The organism is Pseudomonas sp. 01L34, from assembly GCF_056400265.1.
Genome location: NZ_JBFTSX010000003.1, coordinates 612,379 through 630,486 on the forward strand (window position 1 = coordinate 612,379; position 18,108 = coordinate 630,486).

17 protein-coding genes are annotated in these 18,108 nt (G+C 59.5%); 8 read left to right on the forward strand and 9 right to left on the reverse strand.

From position 1 onward, the window contains the following. The first annotated feature begins 2 nt into the window (after nucleotides 1–2). The 4 genes from AC1DQM_RS11415 to fba all read left to right on the forward strand — a co-directional run bounded on the left by AC1DQM_RS11415 (nucleotide 3) and on the right by fba (nucleotide 3,182). Nucleotides 3–1,166 carry a phosphoglycerate kinase gene (locus AC1DQM_RS11415; RefSeq protein ID WP_007937921.1) on the forward strand — a complete coding sequence of 388 codons (1,164 nt, stop codon included), beginning with the start codon at nucleotides 3–5 and terminating at the stop codon, nucleotides 1,164–1,166. A gap of 34 nt (nucleotides 1,167–1,200) precedes the next feature. Beyond that, entirely contained in the window at nucleotides 1,201–1,422 is a 222-nt protein-coding gene (locus AC1DQM_RS11420; RefSeq protein ID WP_064620894.1) for a hypothetical protein, read from the forward strand. A gap of 56 nt (nucleotides 1,423–1,478) precedes the next feature. Continuing rightward, the gene (locus AC1DQM_RS11425) at nucleotides 1,479–1,811 is read left to right on the forward strand and encodes an MliC family protein (protein ID WP_019650258.1); all 333 of its coding nucleotides are present in this window, start codon (nucleotides 1,479–1,481) and stop codon (nucleotides 1,809–1,811) included. A gap of 306 nt (nucleotides 1,812–2,117) precedes the next feature. Beyond that, a complete protein-coding gene (fba, locus tag AC1DQM_RS11430; RefSeq protein ID WP_064620888.1) occupies nucleotides 2,118–3,182 on the forward strand; it encodes a class II fructose-bisphosphate aldolase in 1,065 nt (354 codons plus the stop codon). 79 nt (nucleotides 3,183–3,261) lie between these two features. On the opposite strand, the gene AC1DQM_RS11435 is transcribed toward fba, so the two are convergent. The 4 genes from AC1DQM_RS11435 to AC1DQM_RS11450 form a co-directional block, all read right to left on the reverse strand. Then, a complete protein-coding gene (locus AC1DQM_RS11435) occupies nucleotides 3,262–4,461 on the reverse strand; it encodes a type II toxin-antitoxin system HipA family toxin (protein WP_477746193.1) in 1,200 nt (399 codons plus the stop codon). Continuing rightward, entirely contained in the window at nucleotides 4,458–4,709 is a 252-nt protein-coding gene (locus tag AC1DQM_RS11440; RefSeq protein ID WP_064620880.1) for a helix-turn-helix domain-containing protein, read from the reverse strand. Before AC1DQM_RS11440 ends, AC1DQM_RS11435 begins: the two co-directional genes overlap by 4 nt. Before the next feature lie 203 nt (nucleotides 4,710–4,912). Continuing rightward, the gene (locus tag AC1DQM_RS11445) at nucleotides 4,913–5,275 is read right to left on the reverse strand and encodes a DUF6124 family protein (RefSeq protein WP_019650259.1); all 363 of its coding nucleotides are present in this window, start codon (nucleotides 5,273–5,275) and stop codon (nucleotides 4,913–4,915) included. A gap of 554 nt (nucleotides 5,276–5,829) precedes the next feature. After that, nucleotides 5,830–6,498, reverse strand: a complete 669-nt coding sequence (locus AC1DQM_RS11450; protein WP_477746194.1) for a polysaccharide lyase family 7 protein — start codon at nucleotides 6,496–6,498, stop codon at nucleotides 5,830–5,832. A 320-nt stretch (nucleotides 6,499–6,818) separates the two neighbouring features. Between AC1DQM_RS11450 and AC1DQM_RS11455 the strand changes: the two genes are divergently transcribed. From AC1DQM_RS11455 to AC1DQM_RS11465, 3 genes are read left to right on the forward strand one after another with little or no spacing between them, the layout of a single operon-like run. Next, nucleotides 6,819–8,942 (forward strand): putative bifunctional diguanylate cyclase/phosphodiesterase, encoded by a 2,124-nt coding sequence (locus AC1DQM_RS11455; protein WP_477746195.1) that lies wholly within the window; start codon nucleotides 6,819–6,821, stop codon nucleotides 8,940–8,942. 45 nt (nucleotides 8,943–8,987) lie between these two features. Next, entirely contained in the window at nucleotides 8,988–9,479 is a 492-nt protein-coding gene (locus tag AC1DQM_RS11460) for a M48 metallopeptidase family protein (RefSeq protein WP_007937938.1), read from the forward strand. A gap of 31 nt (nucleotides 9,480–9,510) precedes the next feature. Beyond that, complete coding sequence (locus tag AC1DQM_RS11465; RefSeq protein ID WP_007937940.1) at nucleotides 9,511–9,807, forward strand: winged helix-turn-helix domain-containing protein; 297 nt, start codon at nucleotides 9,511–9,513, stop codon at nucleotides 9,805–9,807. Between the two features lie 52 nt (nucleotides 9,808–9,859). Here AC1DQM_RS11465 and AC1DQM_RS11470 read toward each other — a convergent pair whose 3' ends face one another. Next, nucleotides 9,860–10,312, reverse strand: coding sequence for a GNAT family N-acetyltransferase (locus tag AC1DQM_RS11470; protein ID WP_064620871.1), 453 nt, complete (start codon nucleotides 10,310–10,312; stop codon nucleotides 9,860–9,862). Nucleotides 10,313–10,569: 257 nt separating this feature from the next. Here AC1DQM_RS11470 and AC1DQM_RS11475 point away from each other — a divergent pair, with 257 nt between their 5' ends. Next, complete coding sequence (locus AC1DQM_RS11475) at nucleotides 10,570–11,307, forward strand: substrate-binding periplasmic protein (RefSeq protein WP_018928760.1); 738 nt, start codon at nucleotides 10,570–10,572, stop codon at nucleotides 11,305–11,307. Between the two features lie 61 nt (nucleotides 11,308–11,368). Here AC1DQM_RS11475 and yccS read toward each other — a convergent pair whose 3' ends face one another. From yccS to mdtD, 4 genes are all read right to left on the reverse strand, one after another. Continuing rightward, entirely contained in the window at nucleotides 11,369–13,552 is a 2,184-nt protein-coding gene (gene yccS, locus AC1DQM_RS11480) for a YccS family putative transporter (protein WP_477746196.1), read from the reverse strand. A 138-nt stretch (nucleotides 13,553–13,690) separates the two neighbouring features. Continuing rightward, nucleotides 13,691–14,869 (reverse strand): BaiN/RdsA family NAD(P)/FAD-dependent oxidoreductase, encoded by a 1,179-nt coding sequence (locus tag AC1DQM_RS11485; RefSeq protein WP_258612775.1) that lies wholly within the window; start codon nucleotides 14,867–14,869, stop codon nucleotides 13,691–13,693. Nucleotides 14,870–14,938: 69 nt separating this feature from the next. Further along, nucleotides 14,939–16,276 carry an ATP-dependent RNA helicase DbpA gene (dbpA, locus tag AC1DQM_RS11490; protein WP_230175555.1) on the reverse strand — a complete coding sequence of 446 codons (1,338 nt, stop codon included), beginning with the start codon at nucleotides 16,274–16,276 and terminating at the stop codon, nucleotides 14,939–14,941. Nucleotides 16,277–16,506: 230 nt separating this feature from the next. Next, on the reverse strand, nucleotides 16,507–18,015 hold the full coding sequence (gene mdtD, locus AC1DQM_RS11495; RefSeq protein WP_477746243.1) for a multidrug transporter subunit MdtD: 1,509 nt from the start codon (nucleotides 18,013–18,015) through the stop codon (nucleotides 16,507–16,509). Between the last annotated feature and the right edge of the window lie 93 nt (nucleotides 18,016–18,108).

Here is an 18,108-nt window from a genome sequence, read left to right on the forward strand (position 1 = left end):
CCATGACCGTGTTGAAGATGACCGACCTCGATCTGCAAGGTAAGCGCGTACTGATCCGCGAAGACCTCAACGTCCCAGTCAAGGACGGTGTTGTCACCAGCGATGCGCGTATCCTGGCTTCGCTGCCGACCATCAAGCTGGCCCTGGAAAAAGGCGCGGCAGTGATGGTCTGCTCGCACCTTGGCCGTCCGACCGAAGGCGAGTTCTCGGCCGAGAACAGCCTCAAGCCAGTGGCTGACTACCTGAGCAAGGCCCTGGGCCGTGAAGTGCCGCTGGTGTCCGATTACCTGGGCGGCGTCGACGTGAAAGCCGGCGACATCGTGTTGTTCGAAAACGTGCGCTTCAACAAGGGCGAGAAAAAGAACGCCGACGAACTGGCCAAGCAATACGCCGCCCTGTGCGACGTGTTCGTAATGGACGCTTTCGGCACCGCTCACCGTGCCGAGGGCTCGACCCATGGCGTGGCCAAATTCGCCAAAGTCGCCGCTGCTGGCCCGTTGCTCGCCGCCGAACTGGACGCACTGGGCAAGGCCCTGGGCTCCCCGGCCCAGCCAATGGCCGCCATTGTTGCCGGCTCCAAAGTGTCGACCAAACTCGACGTGCTCAACAGCCTGAGCCAGATCTGCAACCAGCTGATCGTTGGTGGCGGCATCGCCAACACCTTCCTGGCCGCTGCCGGTCACCCGGTTGGCAAATCGCTGTACGAGCCGGACCTGCTGGACACTGCCCGTGAAATCGCGGCGAAAGTCAGCGTGCCATTGCCGGTGGACGTGGTGGTCGCCAAGGAGTTCGCTGAAAGCGCGACCGCGACTGTCAAGCTGATCGCCGACGTGGCTGCAGACGACATGATCCTGGACATCGGCCCACAGACCGCGGCGAATTTCGCCGAGCTGCTGAAGTCGTCCAAGACCATCCTGTGGAACGGCCCGGTGGGCGTGTTCGAATTCGACCAGTTCGGTAACGGCACCAAAGTGCTGGCCCAGGCCATCGCGGAAAGCTCGGCGTTCTCCATTGCCGGCGGTGGCGACACTCTGGCGGCCATCGATAAATATGGCGTTGCCGAGCAAATCTCCTACATTTCTACCGGCGGCGGCGCGTTCCTCGAATTCGTCGAAGGCAAAGTGCTGCCGGCCGTTGAAGTCCTGGAAAGCCGGGCCAAGGCCTGAGGCCGCTCATTTGACCAGGCAAAGGAGTGTTCAGATGGTCAGGACATTAATGCTGTTGATCGCCGCGGGTATGCTGGCGGCTTGCGGGAGTAACCCGAAAGCCACGCCGGAGCCCGCGCCATCCGCGTCGGATAAAGGCTGCTACCAGGCTGACTGGCAAGCGGAAACCAACCCGGTGATCAACAAGCGGTCCGGGCCCGATGGCCTGGACAAATACGAGACACAGACCCCGACCAAGGAACATGGCTGCCCTTGACGGGTCTGACTCTTTACTCAGGGCTGGCGGCATGCGCCGTCAGTCGAGGAGCATGGATGAAAGGTTTTATCGCCGTTTCGGCGCTGGTATTGCTGGCAGGTTGTTCGAATTTCGACCTGTTCAAGCCTGCCGAATCAACGGACAACTGGACCACCTGGACCTGCGACAGTCAGGCCAAAGTGCTCTGGCGCTACACTGACGTGAGCCGCAAGGCAGTCGACGTTCGTTTGGGCGGCGCCGATCAGGTCTACCGCCTGAAGCTTGAACCGGGCGCCGAAGGCTCGCTGTACAGCAACGACATGCTGGCGTTTCACGTAAAAGGTGAGGAAGGCCTGGTGTACTGGGTCGCCACCAATGATTTGATCGGCCGCGGTTGTAAAGCGCAGTAATTGACACGCCACGGACCTAATGTGGGTGCGGGCTTTTGTGGCGAGGGGGCTTGCCCCCGTTGGAGTGCGAAGCACTCCCGAAGCCAGCGGATGCAGTGCTTCAGTTAGACCACGTCGTCCGATTTGCGACTGCTGCGCAGCCGAACGGGGGCAAGCCCCCTCGCCACAAGGCTTCAGCGATACAAGAGTGTTGTTGTACCGAATTCGCAGCCCGGGCCAACCCCCGATCTGCAATAACTTGAATAGCCGCCGCCGCTACGGCAGGCTGGCATGATTAACGACCCTCAACCGGGAGAGACACACACAATGGCACTTATCAGCATGCGCCAGATGCTGGACCACGCAGCCGAGTTCGGCTACGGCGTTCCAGCCTTCAACGTCAACAACCTTGAGCAGATGCGCGCCATTATGGAAGCCGCTGACAAGACTGACTCCCCGGTGATCGTCCAGGCTTCGGCCGGTGCTCGCAAATATGCTGGCGCCCCGTTCCTGCGTCACCTGATCCTGGCGGCCATCGAAGAGTTCCCGCACATCCCGGTGTGCATGCACCAGGACCACGGCACCAGCCCTGACGTCTGCCAGCGTTCCATTCAACTGGGCTTCAGCTCGGTGATGATGGACGGTTCCCTGGGCGAAGACGGCAAGACCCCGACCGACTACGACTACAACGTTCGCGTTACCCAACAAACCGTGGCCATGGCTCACGCCTGCGGCGTCTCGGTGGAAGGCGAGCTGGGCTGCCTGGGTTCGCTGGAAACCGGCATGGCCGGTGAAGAAGACGGCATCGGCGCCGAAGGCGTTCTGGATCACAGCCAAATGCTGACCGACCCGGAAGAAGCCGCGGACTTCGTCAAGAAGACCCAGGTCGACGCCCTGGCCATCGCCATCGGAACCAGCCACGGCGCCTACAAGTTCACCAAGCCACCTACCGGCGACGTGCTGGCCATCGACCGCATCAAGGAAATCCACAAACGCATCCCGAACACCCACCTGGTGATGCACGGTTCGTCTTCGGTTCCGCAAGAGTGGCTGGCGATCATCAACCAGTACGGCGGCGACATCAAAGAAACCTACGGCGTACCGGTTGAAGAAATCGTCGAAGGCATCAAGCACGGCGTGCGCAAGGTCAACATCGACACCGACCTGCGTTTGGCGTCCACTGGCGCGATGCGTCGCCTGATGGCCACCAACCCGAGCGAGTTCGACCCGCGTAAATTCTTCGGCGCGACTGTTACTGCGATGCGTGACGTGTGTATTGCGCGTTATGAGCAGTTTGGTACTGCCGGTAATGCTTCGAAGATCAAGCCGATTTCGTTGGAAGCGATGTTCCAGCGTTACCTGAAAGGCGAGTTGAACGCTAAGGTTAACTAAACCTTAGAATTTGACCCGTTTTGTGAAGAACCCGCCGAGAGGCGGGTTTTTTCTGGGCAGGGATTTTTGCGCGCAATAACTACCCAAAAGTCAGAGAAAATGGCGCTGCCGCTTGCTCAATGGCACTGACCACATGAGGCGCCTGTTCCCGATACTCAGGATAGCGTTCAAGTACTGCTTCAACCGAGGCAAGCAATTGCTGAATGCGCTCCTGAGGTCGCTCGATCTCACAGGTGTGCGCAAACTCAAGCAGTCCTTGCCGTGAGGCAAACATTGACTTGTTGCCCGCCAGATCCAAAGCCAAAACATCTTCCGGAATATAGGCCGTGGTGTTAACGATGTCGTAGGCCGGCGCCAGGCGTGCATCGCGTTGCGTAGGATCGGAATAGAGCAATCCGAAGTTTTTCAAATGAGCGTCGCCATTCCCGACAATACAGCTCAGGGCAACGCTATCGAAGAGTTGATCAAGGGAGGTGCGTAAATGTTTAGTCGGGCAGAACACGCGAATAGCCTTGGCGATTGCCGCATAACTTTTGCTGTACTTCTGGTTAGCCGATAGCCCCATCAACACCGCCATGTCTTCAAATCCAATTGGGTTGAGCTGGTCGTCGCGATCAAAGCGACGCATGACAAACAGCTTGGCATTATCGGAAAGGTAAAACGGCGGAACGGGAATACCGGCCTCCTTCGCAATGGACATGCAAAGGAACTCGTTGATTGCCAGACCGGGAAATTCGTCTCGGCCACTTTTGATAATCAGGTCCGAGGTTTTCGATGTCACCCGTGGTAATCCGGTTTCCAGGCGTTCCGGTACCAACACTTTGGGTTGAACGCCGGAAATGCCGGCACGCAGGATGTAGCGATCAAGAATGTCAGCGAAGATATCTTCCGTGCCGTCCCATGTCAGAATCTCTTCGAGTTTCTCCCCCGGAAATTGTTGCTCCTCCAGCAAGGCGTCAACCGTTTCAGACCGCACTTGCACCCTGCCAATGGGCGAAGTGCTGCCGGAAAGCGCCAGCAAAAGCATCGGATCGACATTCACGGTCTTGGCCAATCGATTGCGCAGTTGCTCCAATACATAGCCTTCCGGCAGATTCATCTGAAAAACAGGATGGAGTTCGCGCCGACGAAACTCGTCATGCCTTACTGGCATCGACAAGCTGATAGCCATTTCTGGCGATGCATCTTCGTGATAACGGAATGTGAAGTCTTCGGCATCGCTGAAAAGCCTGCCGCTACGCCCCTCGGGCGTGCTGACTTTGAGAGAGGACATCTTCATTCGAATAAATCCCCAAGCTCTTCAAGGGTCGGCATAGCAGCTGGAACGACAGCAAGCTCACAATCCAGAGCGCCAAGGACGCGCGCATAGGCGATCATGCCGACAGACAGAGTACCTTTCTCTACTGCGATGACTTTGTATCGTGTCAGCCCCGCGAGGTCGGCAAGCTGTGCTTGCGTCAGACCGCGATTTATACGTTTTTCGCGTATTTGGTTGCCAAGACGGCTGATCAACAGAAAATAATCCATGTTCCGCTTCCGTAACATTTATAGCTAAATGTAGCGTATACGAAACATTTTATCTACGTCGTATTTAAGTCCATGGCCATCGGCGACACAGGGATCGAGGTTAACTAAGCCCGAGCGTTAAGCTGCGCTGAATAAGAAACCCGCCGAGAGGCGGGTTTTTTATTGGAAGAAAGTTTGCTCGCCTTGCACCAACCGAGCCGCAATTACTCCTTCGGTTCGACGTGATCCAGCGCCTGATTCACCGCCAGTTCACCGAGCATGACCACTTGGGCAATGCCCAGCAGGGTCTTGCGATGTGAGGTTTCCAGCAGCGCGGCGAAATTATTGAGCATGAGGGTGGCCGAGCCGAGTGTTTCGCTGGCGTTGGCCAGCAGGGCTTCGGTGTTGTACTTCGGATTGGCGAGGTACATGGGCTCGGGTTCGTGGGTGGTGGCCATGATTTTGGCGGCCGGGTTGAGGTAATGGTCGAGGGCGCGCTCGGCGGCTTCGTGGAATTTCTTTGAATCGGGGGATTCGTAGGGGGATGCCGGGTCTGTGACCGGCGGATGCGGCGTTGATTTAGTCATTTGCTCGAAACCTGATTGGAGTGCCCCTCTCTGGCTACTAATCAAAGTGGAGGCAACTGTACGCAGGTTAGTAGACCGGGGTTTCGAGCAAGCCGGCGCACCCGAAGGTGCCCTGCGCACAGTTACCATCAAGCGCAGGAATCGAAATCCCTGACTGACAGATGCTTGTGCACCAAGCTCGAAACCACGGGCTACTAAACCCGATCACTGCGAATCAGTGACACGAATCAAGTTACCGATGGCCTCCCAGACGCACAAGCCGGCGGATTCTGGCGTACCTGTAGGCGGTGACGCAAGCCGTTGTAGGCCTCATGAAGTAACGCTGAGTGTCTTTAAACGTTGGCGTTTAAGTGGGGCTGTGGCGAGGGGGCTTGCCCCCGTTCGGCGGCGTAGCCGCCGTAAACTGGGTGGCGCGGTGCACCAGCGGGAATGGGGTGGCAGGGTTTGGGGCTGCTATCGCAGCCCAACGGGGGCAAGCCCCCTCGCCACAATGGGTGGATTCCTGCGGGTTCTGTGGATGCCCGGATTGTTCTGCTGTCCGAGTGGTCCTGGGATTACGTATTGTGATCGATATCCAGATGGCTGAACGTCACTTCCCCGCCTTCAGTGGTGTACCCGGTGTTGTCCTGCACATAAACCCCGGCCTTGAAATACAGCGGCTTATCACGCCACATCGTGCTGATGTCGGTGTCCCATTGGTACCCCGCTGCACTGATGCCTAATGCACCGCCCGGGCTGAGGTGGATGAGGTAGGAGAATTCCTGATTGAGTTTCACGTCGGTGGCGATGGTGATGACCCGGGCGGTGTCGTCGTCGGGGTGCATGCGGACTTTGGCGACGATGTTGCCGGTCGAGGTGGAGGTTTTGTATTGATACTCGACCTTCACCAAGGGCTTCTGGCTCTTATAGGCGTGAATCTGGCCAATGACGATCTTGCCCGAACTGGGCACCTGGCTGACCGAGAGGGTGGCACGCAGGGTGTTGTCCGCGTCAGGGTAGTACCAGTTTTTCAGCGTGCCGTTGCTGTAGGTTTCGCGCAGTTCGGTGCGCGGGTAGATCGCGTTTTCGGTTTTGGAACCGGTGACCGGGGACCAGAAAAATAAAGTGCCGGTGTCGGAGTGGAAGTATTGATCCTTGAAGCCGTCCACCAGCTTGGTGGTTTCGACAGTGTACGGCGGGCTGCCGACGGGAACGCTGAGGTTCCAGGTTGCGAGATCGATCATAATTCAAGCTTCCACTTTTTTTACTGCACGTGCGTGCCAGAAGCTCTAGCTCGCGCCTTCGGGTGGGTCTTTATAAGCGTAGAAGGCCTCTTTGTTAATGCCCTTCTGGCAGATGATTGGCGTCAACAACCTGTCGAAATGCCATCCTTCCCTGTTTATAAGGCCTGCAGGGCTGACCGTTAGTCGGCTATATGAAACTTTACCGAAGTGATGGGATACGAGCGGCTTCTGCTTTAAGGGATCCGGGTCTAGAGTGAAGTCGCAATAGGTGACCGGTTTTAACAAAAGGCCGGCCTGAGGCCCCGAAAAAGAGATGCAGCATGGAATGCGCACAATCTAAGCCAGCTGAAGGCAACTCAATCCTGTTAATTGTTGATGATTACCCTGAAAACCTGATCAGCATGCGCGCGTTGTTACAGCGCCAGGATTGGCAGGTCATGACCGCGGCTTCCGGTTTTGAAGCCCTTGGCCTGTTACTCGAACACGATGTCGACCTGGTGCTGCTGGATGTGCGGATGCCGGGCATGGACGGTTTTGAAGTGGCGCGTCTGATGCGCGGCAGCCAGCGAACCCGCCTTACACCAATCATTTTTCTTACCGCCAACGAACAGTCCCAGGACGCCGTGATCAAGGGCTACGCCAGTGGCGCGGTGGATTACCTGTTCAAGCCGTTCGATCCGCAAATTCTCAAGCCCAAAGTCCAGGCGTTGCTCGAGCACCAGCGTAATCGCCGTGCCTTGCAGCGGTTGAGCCATGATCTGGAAGTCGCCCGGGCCTTCAATGCCTCGGTGCTGGATAACGCCGCCGAAGGCATTCTGGTGGTGAGTGAGGACGGGCTGATTCGCTTCGCCAACCCGGCGATGTCTCGCTTGCTCAATGCCACGGTGAACGACCTGCAAGGCAAGGAGTTTCTGGATTTCCTGCAAAAACCGCACATTCCGATGTGGGCCGATTCCGAGTTGTTTGCCGGTTACAAACGCGGTGAAACCCTGCGCTTGCACGATGCGCTGCTGCGTACCGCGCCCGGCCAGCAAGTGCCGGTGGCGTTGTCTTGCGCGCCTTTGCCCGCCGAACAACATGCGATGGTGGTGACGGTGCTGGACATGTCGGTGGTGCGCCATCTGCATCAGCAGTTGGAGTTCCAGGCGGTGACCGACCCGCTGACCGGGCTGCTCAATCGCCGGGGTTTCTACCAGACCGTTGAAAACCTGCTGCTGCGCGGCGAACGTTCCGACAGCACTTGGGTGCTGTTGTACCTGGACCTCGACGGCTTCAAGCGGGTCAATGATTCCCTCGGCCACGATGCCGGCGACCGGGTGCTGCGTTGGGTGTCCGAGCAGTTGAAGGCGTGCCTGCGGCCCTTCGATATTCTGGCGCGGATGGGGGGCGATGAGTTCACTGCGTTGCTGGATCTTGAGCTCCCCGAGCAGGCGGCAAAGATTGCCGAGAAGCTCATCGAGCGGGTGTCGATCTGTCAGCAGATCGAAGGCATGGACATCGCCTTGGGTGCCAGCATCGGCATCGCCACTTATCCCGATTGCGGGTCTAATCTGGACGGGCTGATGCGCGCCTCCGACATTGCCATGTACGAAGCCAAGCGCGCCGGGCGTCAGCAATATCGCTTCTACGATCACGAAATGAACGGCCGGGCACGCTCGCGGCTGATGCTTGAAGAGAGCGTGCGCACGGCCATCGAGAACCGCGATTTCAACCTGGTGTATCAGCCCCAGGTGGCGATTGCCAATGGGCAGATCCGTGGGTTCGAAGCGTTGTTGCGCTGGCAGCACCCGAGTGTCGGCGATGTACCGCCGGGGCTGTTTTTGCCGTTGCTGGAAGAGGCGCGGTTGATCAGTCGCCTGGGTAGCTGGATTTATCATCGCGGGGCCAAACAGCGCAAAGCCTGGGAAACCTTGTTTGCCGAAGATCTGGTGCTGGGCGTCAGCTTGAGCAGCACCCAATTCGGGTTGCCCAACCTGGTCACCGAGCTGCGTCAGGTGCTGGAGCGCCATGGCCTGAAGCCGCAGCAGCTGGAAGTCGAGGTCACGGAAGAGGCCTTGATGTCTAACCCCGACGAGACCCGCAAACAACTGCGTTTACTGCGCAATCTGGGGGTACGGGTGGCGCTGGATGACTTCGGCTCCGGGGCTTGTTCGCTGGCGCATTTGCGCGACCTGGAACTGGACACGCTCAAGCTCGACCGGCATTTGATCGCCCGGTTGCCAGGGTCCGAGCGGGATGCGGCGCTGGCACGCAGTGTCATCGATTTGTGCAACCGGTTAGGGCTGCTGGTGATCGCCGAAGGGGTTGAAACGGTGGCGCAATATGAGTGGCTGCAAGCCAACGGTTGCCAGTATGTGCAGGGTTTCCTGGTGGCGCGACCGTTGATGGCCGAGGACACCGGTCACTTTGTCGAGCCGTTCGACTGGGGCGCGCTGACGAGTTGAATTCGCTACACTGGCGACCTTTTCGTGATGCGTGTTGCCGCTCCAATGACTGTGTTGAAATACCTCCAGGCTTATCCTGCCGCGTTGCAGGACCAGGTGCGCCAACTGATCGCCGAAGGTCGGCTGGGCGATTACCTGAGCCAGCGCTATCCGGAAAAACACGGGGTGCAGAGCGACAAGGCGCTGTACGCCTATGCCCTGGACCTCAAGCAGGAATACCTGCGTAACGCCCCGGCCATCGACAAGGTGTTGTTCGACAACCGCCTGGACCTGACTCACCGCGCGCTCGGTCTGCACACCGCGATCTCACGGGTGCAGGGTGGCAAGCTCAAGGCCAAGAAAGAAATTCGCATCGCCTCGCTGTTCAAGGACGCGGCGCCGCAGTTTCTGAAGATGATCGTGGTGCATGAGCTGGCGCACTTCAAAGAGTCGGATCACAACAAGGCGTTCTACAAGCTGTGCGAGCACATGTTGCCGGGGTATCACCAGGTGGAGTTCGATTTGCGGGTGTACCTGACGTGGCGGGATATGCACTGACAGACCAAGATCTTCTACAAGGAGTGCATGGATGGACGTGAGCAAGACCAAGAGCAGCTTCTACCGCCGATTGTACGTGGCGTACCTGATCGACAGCGGGCTGGCCAGTAACGTCCCTGCATTGACCGAGGTGACCGGCATGCCCCGACGCACGGCTCAGGACACCATCGCGGCGTTGGCGGATCTGGATATCGTTTGTGAATTCGAGCAGGAAGAGGGCGCACGTAACCACGCGGGGCGCTATCGGATTCGCGAGTGGGGGGCGATTGATCGGGGGTGGATCGAGCGTAATCTGCGGCAGATCAAAGCGGTGCTTGAATATCCCTGAATTCCCGACCCCGATCATTCCCACGCAGAGCGTGGGAACGCTCATAGGGGCCTCAGGAACGGCGCATCCCGATATGCGGAATCTGATCCTCGAGGTATTCCTCACCCACCACCACAAACCCGTACCGCCCGTAGTACCCCTGCAAATGCGCCTGGGCCGAGAGGTAGATCGGCACCTCGGGCCAGTGCTTCTCGGCCTGTTTCAACGCCTGGCTCATCAACTCATGCCCAAGCCCGGCACCGCGTGCCTGGGGTGCAATGATCACCCGGCCAATCACCACATCGCCGCCCTGCAACTCCGGGTCGAGCAATCGCAGGTAGGCCACCAGCCGATCCCCGTCCCAGCCCATCAAATGGCAAGTGTCACCTTCCAGGTCCTGGCCATCGATGTCTTGATAAGCGCATTTCTGCTCGACGACAAACACTTCGGCGCGCAGTTGCAAAATGGCATACAGCTGCTCTTTACCCAGATCGCTGTGGTGTTTGCAGACCCAATCGATTGTCATCTTCACATTCCTTGAACAACGTTGTTCCGATACTAAGCGCCCTGAGACGGGATGTCTTTATCGCAGGGGAATCTGTGATAAAGACCAAAATGCCATCATTCATTTCTCGCGAAGTTGTCTTCTTTGTGTAATCTGCGATGAAGCGCTGTGCAATGGCCTCAATGAGCTAATGTTAGGACCTGGGTTCGCCGGTAGAGGAATCCTGGAGTTTTGGCTGAAAAACACGTCGGGCAGCCCGCCCGCTAAGGATTTCTGGCATGCCGCGGTTTCATCGAGCGTTTGCTTTGATCGGATTGCTGTTGCTGACACAGGCCGAGGCTGCGGAAAAGCTGCGTCTGGTCGCCGATGCCTGGCCACCCTTTACCGACGCCACGCTGGTCAATGGCGGTGTGGCCACGGACATCGTCAGCACCGCGCTGGCCCGGGCCGGTTACGCCAGCGATTTCGAACAAGTGCCGTGGGCCCGGGCCTTGTTTGGGGTGGGCGAGGGACGTTACGACGTACTGGTCAACACCTGGTACACCGACGAGCGCACGAAGCTGGGGCAATTTTCCGGCGAATACCTGCTCAACCGCGTGCGCTTTCTCAAGCGCAAAGACACGCCAATCGAATACAACAACCTGCAACAACTGCACACCTACCCGATAGCGGTGGTACGCGGTTATGCCTATTCGCAGGAATTTGATGAGGATGTGTCGTTGCAGAAAGTCCCGGTGCATAACTTCGCCATGGCTGTGCGCATGGTCGCGGCCGATCGGGTCAAGCTGACTTTGGAAGACGAGTTCGTCGCCCGGTATTACCTGGCGCGGGAATCACCCAAAGTGCGCAATGCCGTGGAGTTCCTGCCCAAGCCGTTGAGCGAGAACAGTCTGCATATTCTGGTGAGCCTGAAGAACCCGGAGCATGAACAGATCGTCGCCGGTTTCGATCGCGAGATTGCGGCGATGAAGGCTGACGGGAGTTATGAGAAGTTGCTCAGGCAGCATGGGATGTAATCTGAAAGGCCTGCAGTGTCCGAGCTGAAGCCTTCGCGGGCAAGCCCAGTCGCTGCACATCTCAGGCTTCGTTAGTGTCCTTGATCAAATGCGCCGCCAACGTCCGTAGCGGCCCCAGTTGCCGACAGATCAACGCCAGTTGTGTCTGTACCAGCCGCTGCCCTTCATCGATTTCATCCGGCATCTGCTCAAGCGCATTGGCCAGTGCTTCTTCCTCATCACTCTGAATCGCAATCGGCTGTTTGCTCGCCAGGCCCTGGGCAATGTCGTCGAGGCTGGCGGCCACGCTCACGCCCGCACCGTCGATCAGGTGCTCGCGCACATCCGACGGCAGTTGGGTTTCACGGTGTGCCCCAAGCCCCGACAAATAGCTGAGCAGGGTGTGCGACAGCACCAGGAATCGGAATCCGACATCGGCTTCCTTACGGAAGTGCCCCGGCTCCATCAGCATGTTGGCCAGTGTCGTCGACAACGCGGCGTCGGCGTTGTGCGCGTTACGTCGGGCCAGGCGGTAAGCCAGGTCGTCGCTTTTACCGGCGGCGTATTGCTGCATGATCTGGCGCAGGTAAATGCTGTTGCAGGTCAGGGTATTGGCCAGCACTTTGTTCAGGCGTCGGCCCTGCCAGTCCGGCAGGAACAGGAACACCGCCAAGCCGGCGATCAGGCTGCCGAGCAAGGTATCGAATAGTCGCGGCAGAAGCAGCCCATAACCGTTGCCCACCTGGTTGAAGCAGAACAGCACCATGACCGTAATGGCGGCCGTCGCCAGGGTGTAGCGGGTGGTGCGGTTGGTAAAGAACACCACCCCGGCAACGATGGCGAAGCTCGACTGGATCAACGGGTTGGGAAACAGATCGAACAGCGCCCAGGCCACGGTCAGGCCGATGGCGGTGCCGATGATCCGCTGGCCCAGTTTGCGGCGGGTGGCGCCGTAGTTCGGCTGACAGACAAACAACGTGGTGAGGATGATCCAGTAACCTTGCGAGGGGTGGATCAAATGCACCATCGCGTAGCCGATGCTCAACGCCAGGGGCAGGCGCAGGGCGTGGCGGAACAGCAAGGACGTCGGCGTCAGCTGTGTGCGCAAGCGAATCCACACATCCTTGAGGCTGCGTGGCGAACGGTCGAGCAGGCTGCTGTCGGTGGCGTCTGCAAGCGCATCGGGGTTGCTGGCGTCGCTGAGCAAACGGTCGAGGGTGCCGAGGTTGGCGGCCAATGCCCGCAACGAGCGCAACAGACCGCGCCAGGCCGGATTGCTCTGGATGCGCAGGTGTTCGAGGGAGGCGTGCAGGTCGCTCAAGGCTTCGGCGAAGCTGGCGTCATAGATGAACGGCTGGCGCATCTGGATCGATTCGGCCAGCGCGCGGCACACCTTGCCCTGTTGGCGCAGCAGGCGCTGACAGCGGAACAGCACGTCGCTGTGGAAGAACGCCTCGGCCAGCGCGTTGTAAGGGTAGTGCGAGGAGCTGGCGCGCTCGTGGATGTCCTGGGCGAGGAAGTACAGCTTCAGGTAACGGCTGAGTTTCGCCCCCGGCCTGCCATCGCCGACCCGGTGCAGAATGATTTCCTTGGCGGCGTTCAGGGCTGCCACCACCCGACCGTTCTGCTGGGCCAGTTCCAGGCGGCGCGCTTCCACGTCCAACTGCCGGATCGGTTCGAACAACGACGATTTCAGTTTCAGGTAATAACCCAGTTCACGGAATAACCGCGCCAGGCTCTGTTGCACCGGCTGGTTGGAAAACAGCACCTGCCACAACACCGAGAGCAAGCCATACCACGCCGCACCCGCCACCAGCAGTACCGGCTCGTGCCAGAAATCAGTGACTGCGCCGCCGCGCTGGTCCACGCCGATCATGGTGTAGACCGACAGAATCAGCGTCGCTGACGCAATCGCGCCATAACGCTCGCCCAGCGCGCCGAGCATGGTCAGGCAGAAGCTGGCCAGGGCAAAGGCGATGATAAAGAGGATGGGGTAGGGGAAGAGCAGTTCGACGGACAGGGCGGCGACCATAAAACACACCAGCGTCACGGCCAGTGCGTTGAGGCGGCCCTGCCAACTGTCGTCGGTTTCGGCCAGGGCGCTGGCGATGATCCCCAGGAACAACGGGATCAGCAGCCCCATTTCATCTTGATACCAACACAGCGCCATGGTGCCGGTCAGGGCGATGAATACCCGAACGCTGTAACTGAATTTATCCAGCGCCCAGAGGCGACGCAGAGACTGCCGAAATGTGGTCGATGACATGAAGTGCGAAGGCCTTCCGAGGCAATGACGCTAAATTGAGCCACTAATGACGCCGACGCAATGGCGCCGATCACATCAGACAGCAAAATCTGTTCCTTCCCAGGCGAAACACGCTCCCCTGCAGGGGGAGCGGTGTAGTCAGACGTACTGCGCCGCCGCGTAACCGGACGCCCAGGCCCATTGGAAGTTGAAACCACCCAGATGCCCGGTGACGTCGAGCACTTCACCGACGAAATACAGGCCGGGGCTTTTCAGCGACTCCATGGTCTTGGATGACACTTCGCGCGTGTCGACGCCACCCAGGGTCACTTCGGCCGTGCGGTAGCCCTCGGTGCCGGCCGGCACGACTTTCCAGCTCGCCAGTTTTTCAGCGATGTCTGCAATTTCTGCGTGGGTGTATTGCTTCATCGGTTTGGAGACGAACCAGTTGTCTGCCAGCAAGTTGGCCATCTTCTTGGTGAAGATCTCACCGAGCAGGGTTTTCAACTCGCTGTTCGGGCGTTCGACTTGCTGCTGTTGCAGCCAGCTCGGTACGTCGTGATCCGGCATCAGGTTGATCTCTACCGTGTCGCCGGATTCCCAGAACGAAGAAATCTGCAAAATCGCCGGGCCGCTGAGACCGCGGTGGGTGAACAGGATGTTCTCGCGGAAACTCTGGTCGTTGCAGCTCACCAGGCAATCCACCGACGTACCGGACAGTTCGGTGCACAGCTCCTTGAGCTGATCGGTGATGGTGAACGGCACGAGGCCGGCGCGGGTCGGCAGCAGGTCGTGGCCGAACTGCTTGGCCACCTGATAGCCGAAACCGGTGGCGCCGAGGGTCGGAATCGACAAGCCGCCGGTGGCGATCACCAGGGATTGGCAAGTGATCTGGTCCAGCGTGGTATCCAGCAGATAACCGCTTTCGAGCTTCTCGATGGTCTGGATCGAGGTGTCCAGGTGCAGGCTGACGCCAACCTGATTGCACTCGTCGAGCAGCATGTCGAGGATGTCGCTGGATTTGTTATCGCAGAACAACTGGCCGAGTTTCTTCTCGTGGTATGGCACGCCGTGTTTGGCCACCAGAGCGATGAAGTCCCACTGGGTGTAACGTGCCAACGCAGATTTGCAGAAATGTGCGTTCTGCGAGAGGAAATTGCTCGGCTCGGTGTACATGTTGGTGAAATTGCAGCGGCCACCGCCCGACATGAGGATTTTCTTGCCGGCCTTGTTGGCATGGTCAAGCAACATCACCTTGCGCCCGCGCCCGGCGGCGGTCAGCGCACACATCAACCCTGCGGCGCCAGCGCCAATGATCACAACTTCGGTAGAGCGCAAAACGGTGTCCTCACACATTGATCGTTCCCACACTCTGCGTGGGAACGATCACAGGGAAATACAGTGTTCTTACAGGATGCGAACGCGCAGCGAACGACCTTTGATTTTACCGTCGTTCAGGCGCTGCAAGGCTTGCTTGGCGATCCCGCGTTCCACGGCCACATAGGCCTGGAAGTCGAAAATCGCGATCTTGCCGACCTGGGCGCCGGGAATGCCCGCCTCACCGGTCAGTGCGCCGAGAATGTCGCCTGGACGGACTTTGTCTTTACGGCCCGCACCAATGCACAGCGTGCTCATCAGCGGCAGCAGCGGACCGCCGCCCTGGGACGTGAGGTTATCCACCTGATCCCAATTCAACGGCGACTTCTGCAGTTGCTCGATGGCTTGGGCGCGATGGGCTTCGGACGGTGCGACCAGGCTGATCGCGATGCCTTTCTCGCCGGCACGACCGGTACGGCCGACACGGTGAATGTGGATTTCCGAGTCACGGGCCAGTTCGACGTTGATCACCATATCCAGCGCATCGATGTCCAGGCCGCGTGCGGCGACGTCGGTGGCGACCAGTACCGACGTACTGCGGTTGGCGAACATGGCCAACACCTGGTCGCGGTCACGCTGTTCCAGATCGCCGTGCAGGCCGACGGCGGAGATGCCTTTGGACGTCAGGTGATCGACGGTTTCCTGCACCTGCTGCTTGGTGAAGCAGAACGCCACGCAGGACGCCGGACGGAAGTGGCCGAGCACCTTGGTCACCGCGCTCATGCGCTCTTCCGGGGAGATTTCGTAGAAGCGCTGCTCGATCTGCGTGTCGTCGTGGAACGCCTCGGCCTTCACTTGCTGCGGATTACGCATGAACTTCGACGCCAACTGCTTGATGCCCACCGGATAGGTGGCGGAGAACAGCAGGGTCTGGCGACGTTCCGGGCACTGGGCGATGATTTCTTCGATGGAATCGTAGAAACCCATGTCGAGCATGCGGTCGGCTTCGTCGAGGATCAGCGTGTTCAGGCCGTGAAGCACCAGCGAACCCTTGCGCAGGTGTTGCTGGATGCGCCCTGGAGTGCCGACGATGATGTGTGCACCGTGCTCCAGCGAGCCGATCTGCGGGCCGAAAGACACACCGCCGCACAGGGTCAGGACCTTGATGTTGTCTTCGGAGCGGGCCAGGCGACGGATTTCCTTGGCGACCTGGTCGGCCAGCTCACGGGTCGGGCAGATGACCAGTGCCTGGCAACCGAAGAAGCGCGGATTGATCGGGTTCAACAGGCCGATACCGAAGGCGGCGGTCTTGCCGCTGCCGGTCTTGGCCTGGGCGATCAGGTCCATCCCCTTGAGGATCACCGGCAAGCTTTGCGCCTGGATCGGCGTCATCTGGGCATAACCGAGGGAGTCGAGGTTAGCCAGCATGGCGGCGGACAGCGGCAAAGTATTAAAAGCGGTGGCGATGGTGGTCACGGGACTGGCCTGCAAAACAAAATGTCGCGCAGTGTATCAGTCCCAGGCTCTCCACCTGCAAATTCTGGACGAATAGCCGTAGCAGCTATCGAGGTACGAGGCTGCGTTGCGTGTCCGCAGGACCGCCCCGGGGGGCCGCTTCGCAGCCCAACGCAGCCTCGTGCCTCGGCAGCTGCTACGGGTCAGTGCTCGATATCGTGCTCACGGCTGACCATCCGTCGGCCATCCTTTGGTGAAAGCTGCGAGAAGATGGTTGCAGCCAGCATCGCCATGATGCCGACCGTCACAAAAGTCAGCTGGAACGCGCCCAGCACCGTGTCCACGTCGTCATTGCCCATCTCCGCCGTGAATCCGCCGAGCAGCGCACCGGCGCACGCCACGCCCAGGCTCAGGGACAATTGCGCTACCACCGACAGCAAACTGTTGCCGCTGCTGGCGCTGGCGTCGTCGAGGTCGATCAGTGTCACGGTATTCATCGCGGTGAACTGCAAGGAGTTGATCGCCCCCAGAATCGCCAACTGGCCCAGCAACAGCCAATACGGTGTCTGCTCGCTGACCAGGCCCATGCTTGCCAGCATGATCCCCAGCGCCAGTGTGTTGCCGGTCAGCACGATGCGGTAGCCGAAACGTTCGATCAACGGCCGCGCCACCGATTTGGCGACCATCGCGGCCGCGGCCAGGGGCAGCATGCTCATCCCGGCCTGTGACGGCGAATAGCCCAGCGCCACTTGCAGCAGCAACGGCACCAGGAACGGCAATGCGCCGCTGCCCAACCGGGCGAACAGGTTGCCGAGGATGCCCACGGCAAAGGTCCGGGTCTTGAACAGCGATGGCGCAAACAGTGGATTGTCGATGTGCCCGGCCCGCAGCCAATAGGCCGCCAGACAGGCCATGCCGGCAAACAACAGCAACATCACCCGCAAGTGCGGCAGACGCAGTTCGCCGAGGCCTTCCATGGCGATGGTGATCAGCACCATCGCCGCGCCGAACAGCAAGAAGCCCAGGCTATCGAAGCGGGTGCGTTCACTGCCGCGCAGGTCGGGAATGAATTTCCACACCGCATAGCAGCCGATGACACCCACCGGCAGGTTGATCAGGAAGATCCAGTGCCAGGTCAGGTATTGCACCATCCAGCCGCCCATGGTCGGGCCGATCAGCGGGCCGAGCAGGCCGGGAATGGTGATGAAACCCATGATCCGCACCAGATCCGAGCGCGGATACGCGCGCAGCACTACCAAGCGTCCGACCGGCAACATCAAGGCGCCGCCCAGGCCCTGGATCACCCGGGCGCCGATCAGCATGCTCAGGGTGCTCGACAAGGCGCAGAGCAATGAGCCGATGCTGAACAACAGGATGGCACCGAAGAAGATTTTCTTGGTGCCGAAACGGTCGGCGATCCAGCCGGAGGCGGGAATCAGCAAGGCGACGGTGAGCATGTAGGCGATGATCACACCCTGCATGCGCAGCGGGTCTTCGGCCAGGTCCCGGGCCATGGCGGGGAGGGCGGTGTTGAGGATTGTCCCGTCGAGGGACTGCATGAAAAAGGCAATGGCCACGACCCATGGCAACCAGCGGGCGGTGACGGCGTCGAGAGGTGGGCGGTTGGGCATGGGGCCTCTTGTTAATGCAGATTCGTGGCTGGCGCTGAACCTTGTGGCGAGGGAGCTTGCTCCCGCTCGGCTGCGTAGCAGTCGTAAACCGGGCTATACGGTCTGTCTGCTGAACCGCGTTGGCAGGTTTGGGGCCGCTTCGCAGCCCAACGGGGCGGTGCGGCGGTCCGACAA

Excerpts from the sequence above, each read along its gene's own strand:
- AC1DQM_RS11415 (WP_007937921.1), top strand. The coding sequence starts at position 3 with ATGACCGTGTTGAAGATGACCGACCTCGATCTGCAAGGTAAGCGCGTA.
- AC1DQM_RS11420 (WP_064620894.1), top strand. The coding sequence starts at position 1,201 with ATGGTCAGGACATTAATGCTGTTGATCGCCGCGGGTATGCTGGCGGCT.
- AC1DQM_RS11425 (WP_019650258.1), top strand. The coding sequence starts at position 1,479 with ATGAAAGGTTTTATCGCCGTTTCGGCGCTGGTATTGCTGGCAGGTTGT.
- fba (WP_064620888.1), top strand. The coding sequence starts at position 2,118 with ATGGCACTTATCAGCATGCGCCAGATGCTGGACCACGCAGCCGAGTTC.
- AC1DQM_RS11435 (WP_477746193.1), bottom strand. The coding sequence starts at position 4,461 with ATGAAGATGTCCTCTCTCAAAGTCAGCACGCCCGAGGGGCGTAGCGGC.
- AC1DQM_RS11440 (WP_064620880.1), bottom strand. The coding sequence starts at position 4,709 with ATGGATTATTTTCTGTTGATCAGCCGTCTTGGCAACCAAATACGCGAA.
- AC1DQM_RS11445 (WP_019650259.1), bottom strand. The coding sequence starts at position 5,275 with ATGACTAAATCAACGCCGCATCCGCCGGTCACAGACCCGGCATCCCCC.
- AC1DQM_RS11450 (WP_477746194.1), bottom strand. The coding sequence starts at position 6,498 with ATGATCGATCTCGCAACCTGGAACCTCAGCGTTCCCGTCGGCAGCCCG.
- AC1DQM_RS11455 (WP_477746195.1), top strand. The coding sequence starts at position 6,819 with ATGGAATGCGCACAATCTAAGCCAGCTGAAGGCAACTCAATCCTGTTA.
- AC1DQM_RS11460 (WP_007937938.1), top strand. The coding sequence starts at position 8,988 with ATGACTGTGTTGAAATACCTCCAGGCTTATCCTGCCGCGTTGCAGGAC.
- AC1DQM_RS11465 (WP_007937940.1), top strand. The coding sequence starts at position 9,511 with ATGGACGTGAGCAAGACCAAGAGCAGCTTCTACCGCCGATTGTACGTG.
- AC1DQM_RS11470 (WP_064620871.1), bottom strand. The coding sequence starts at position 10,312 with ATGACAATCGATTGGGTCTGCAAACACCACAGCGATCTGGGTAAAGAG.
- AC1DQM_RS11475 (WP_018928760.1), top strand. The coding sequence starts at position 10,570 with ATGCCGCGGTTTCATCGAGCGTTTGCTTTGATCGGATTGCTGTTGCTG.
- yccS (WP_477746196.1), bottom strand. The coding sequence starts at position 13,552 with ATGTCATCGACCACATTTCGGCAGTCTCTGCGTCGCCTCTGGGCGCTG.
- dbpA (WP_230175555.1), bottom strand. The coding sequence starts at position 16,276 with ATGCTGGCTAACCTCGACTCCCTCGGTTATGCCCAGATGACGCCGATC.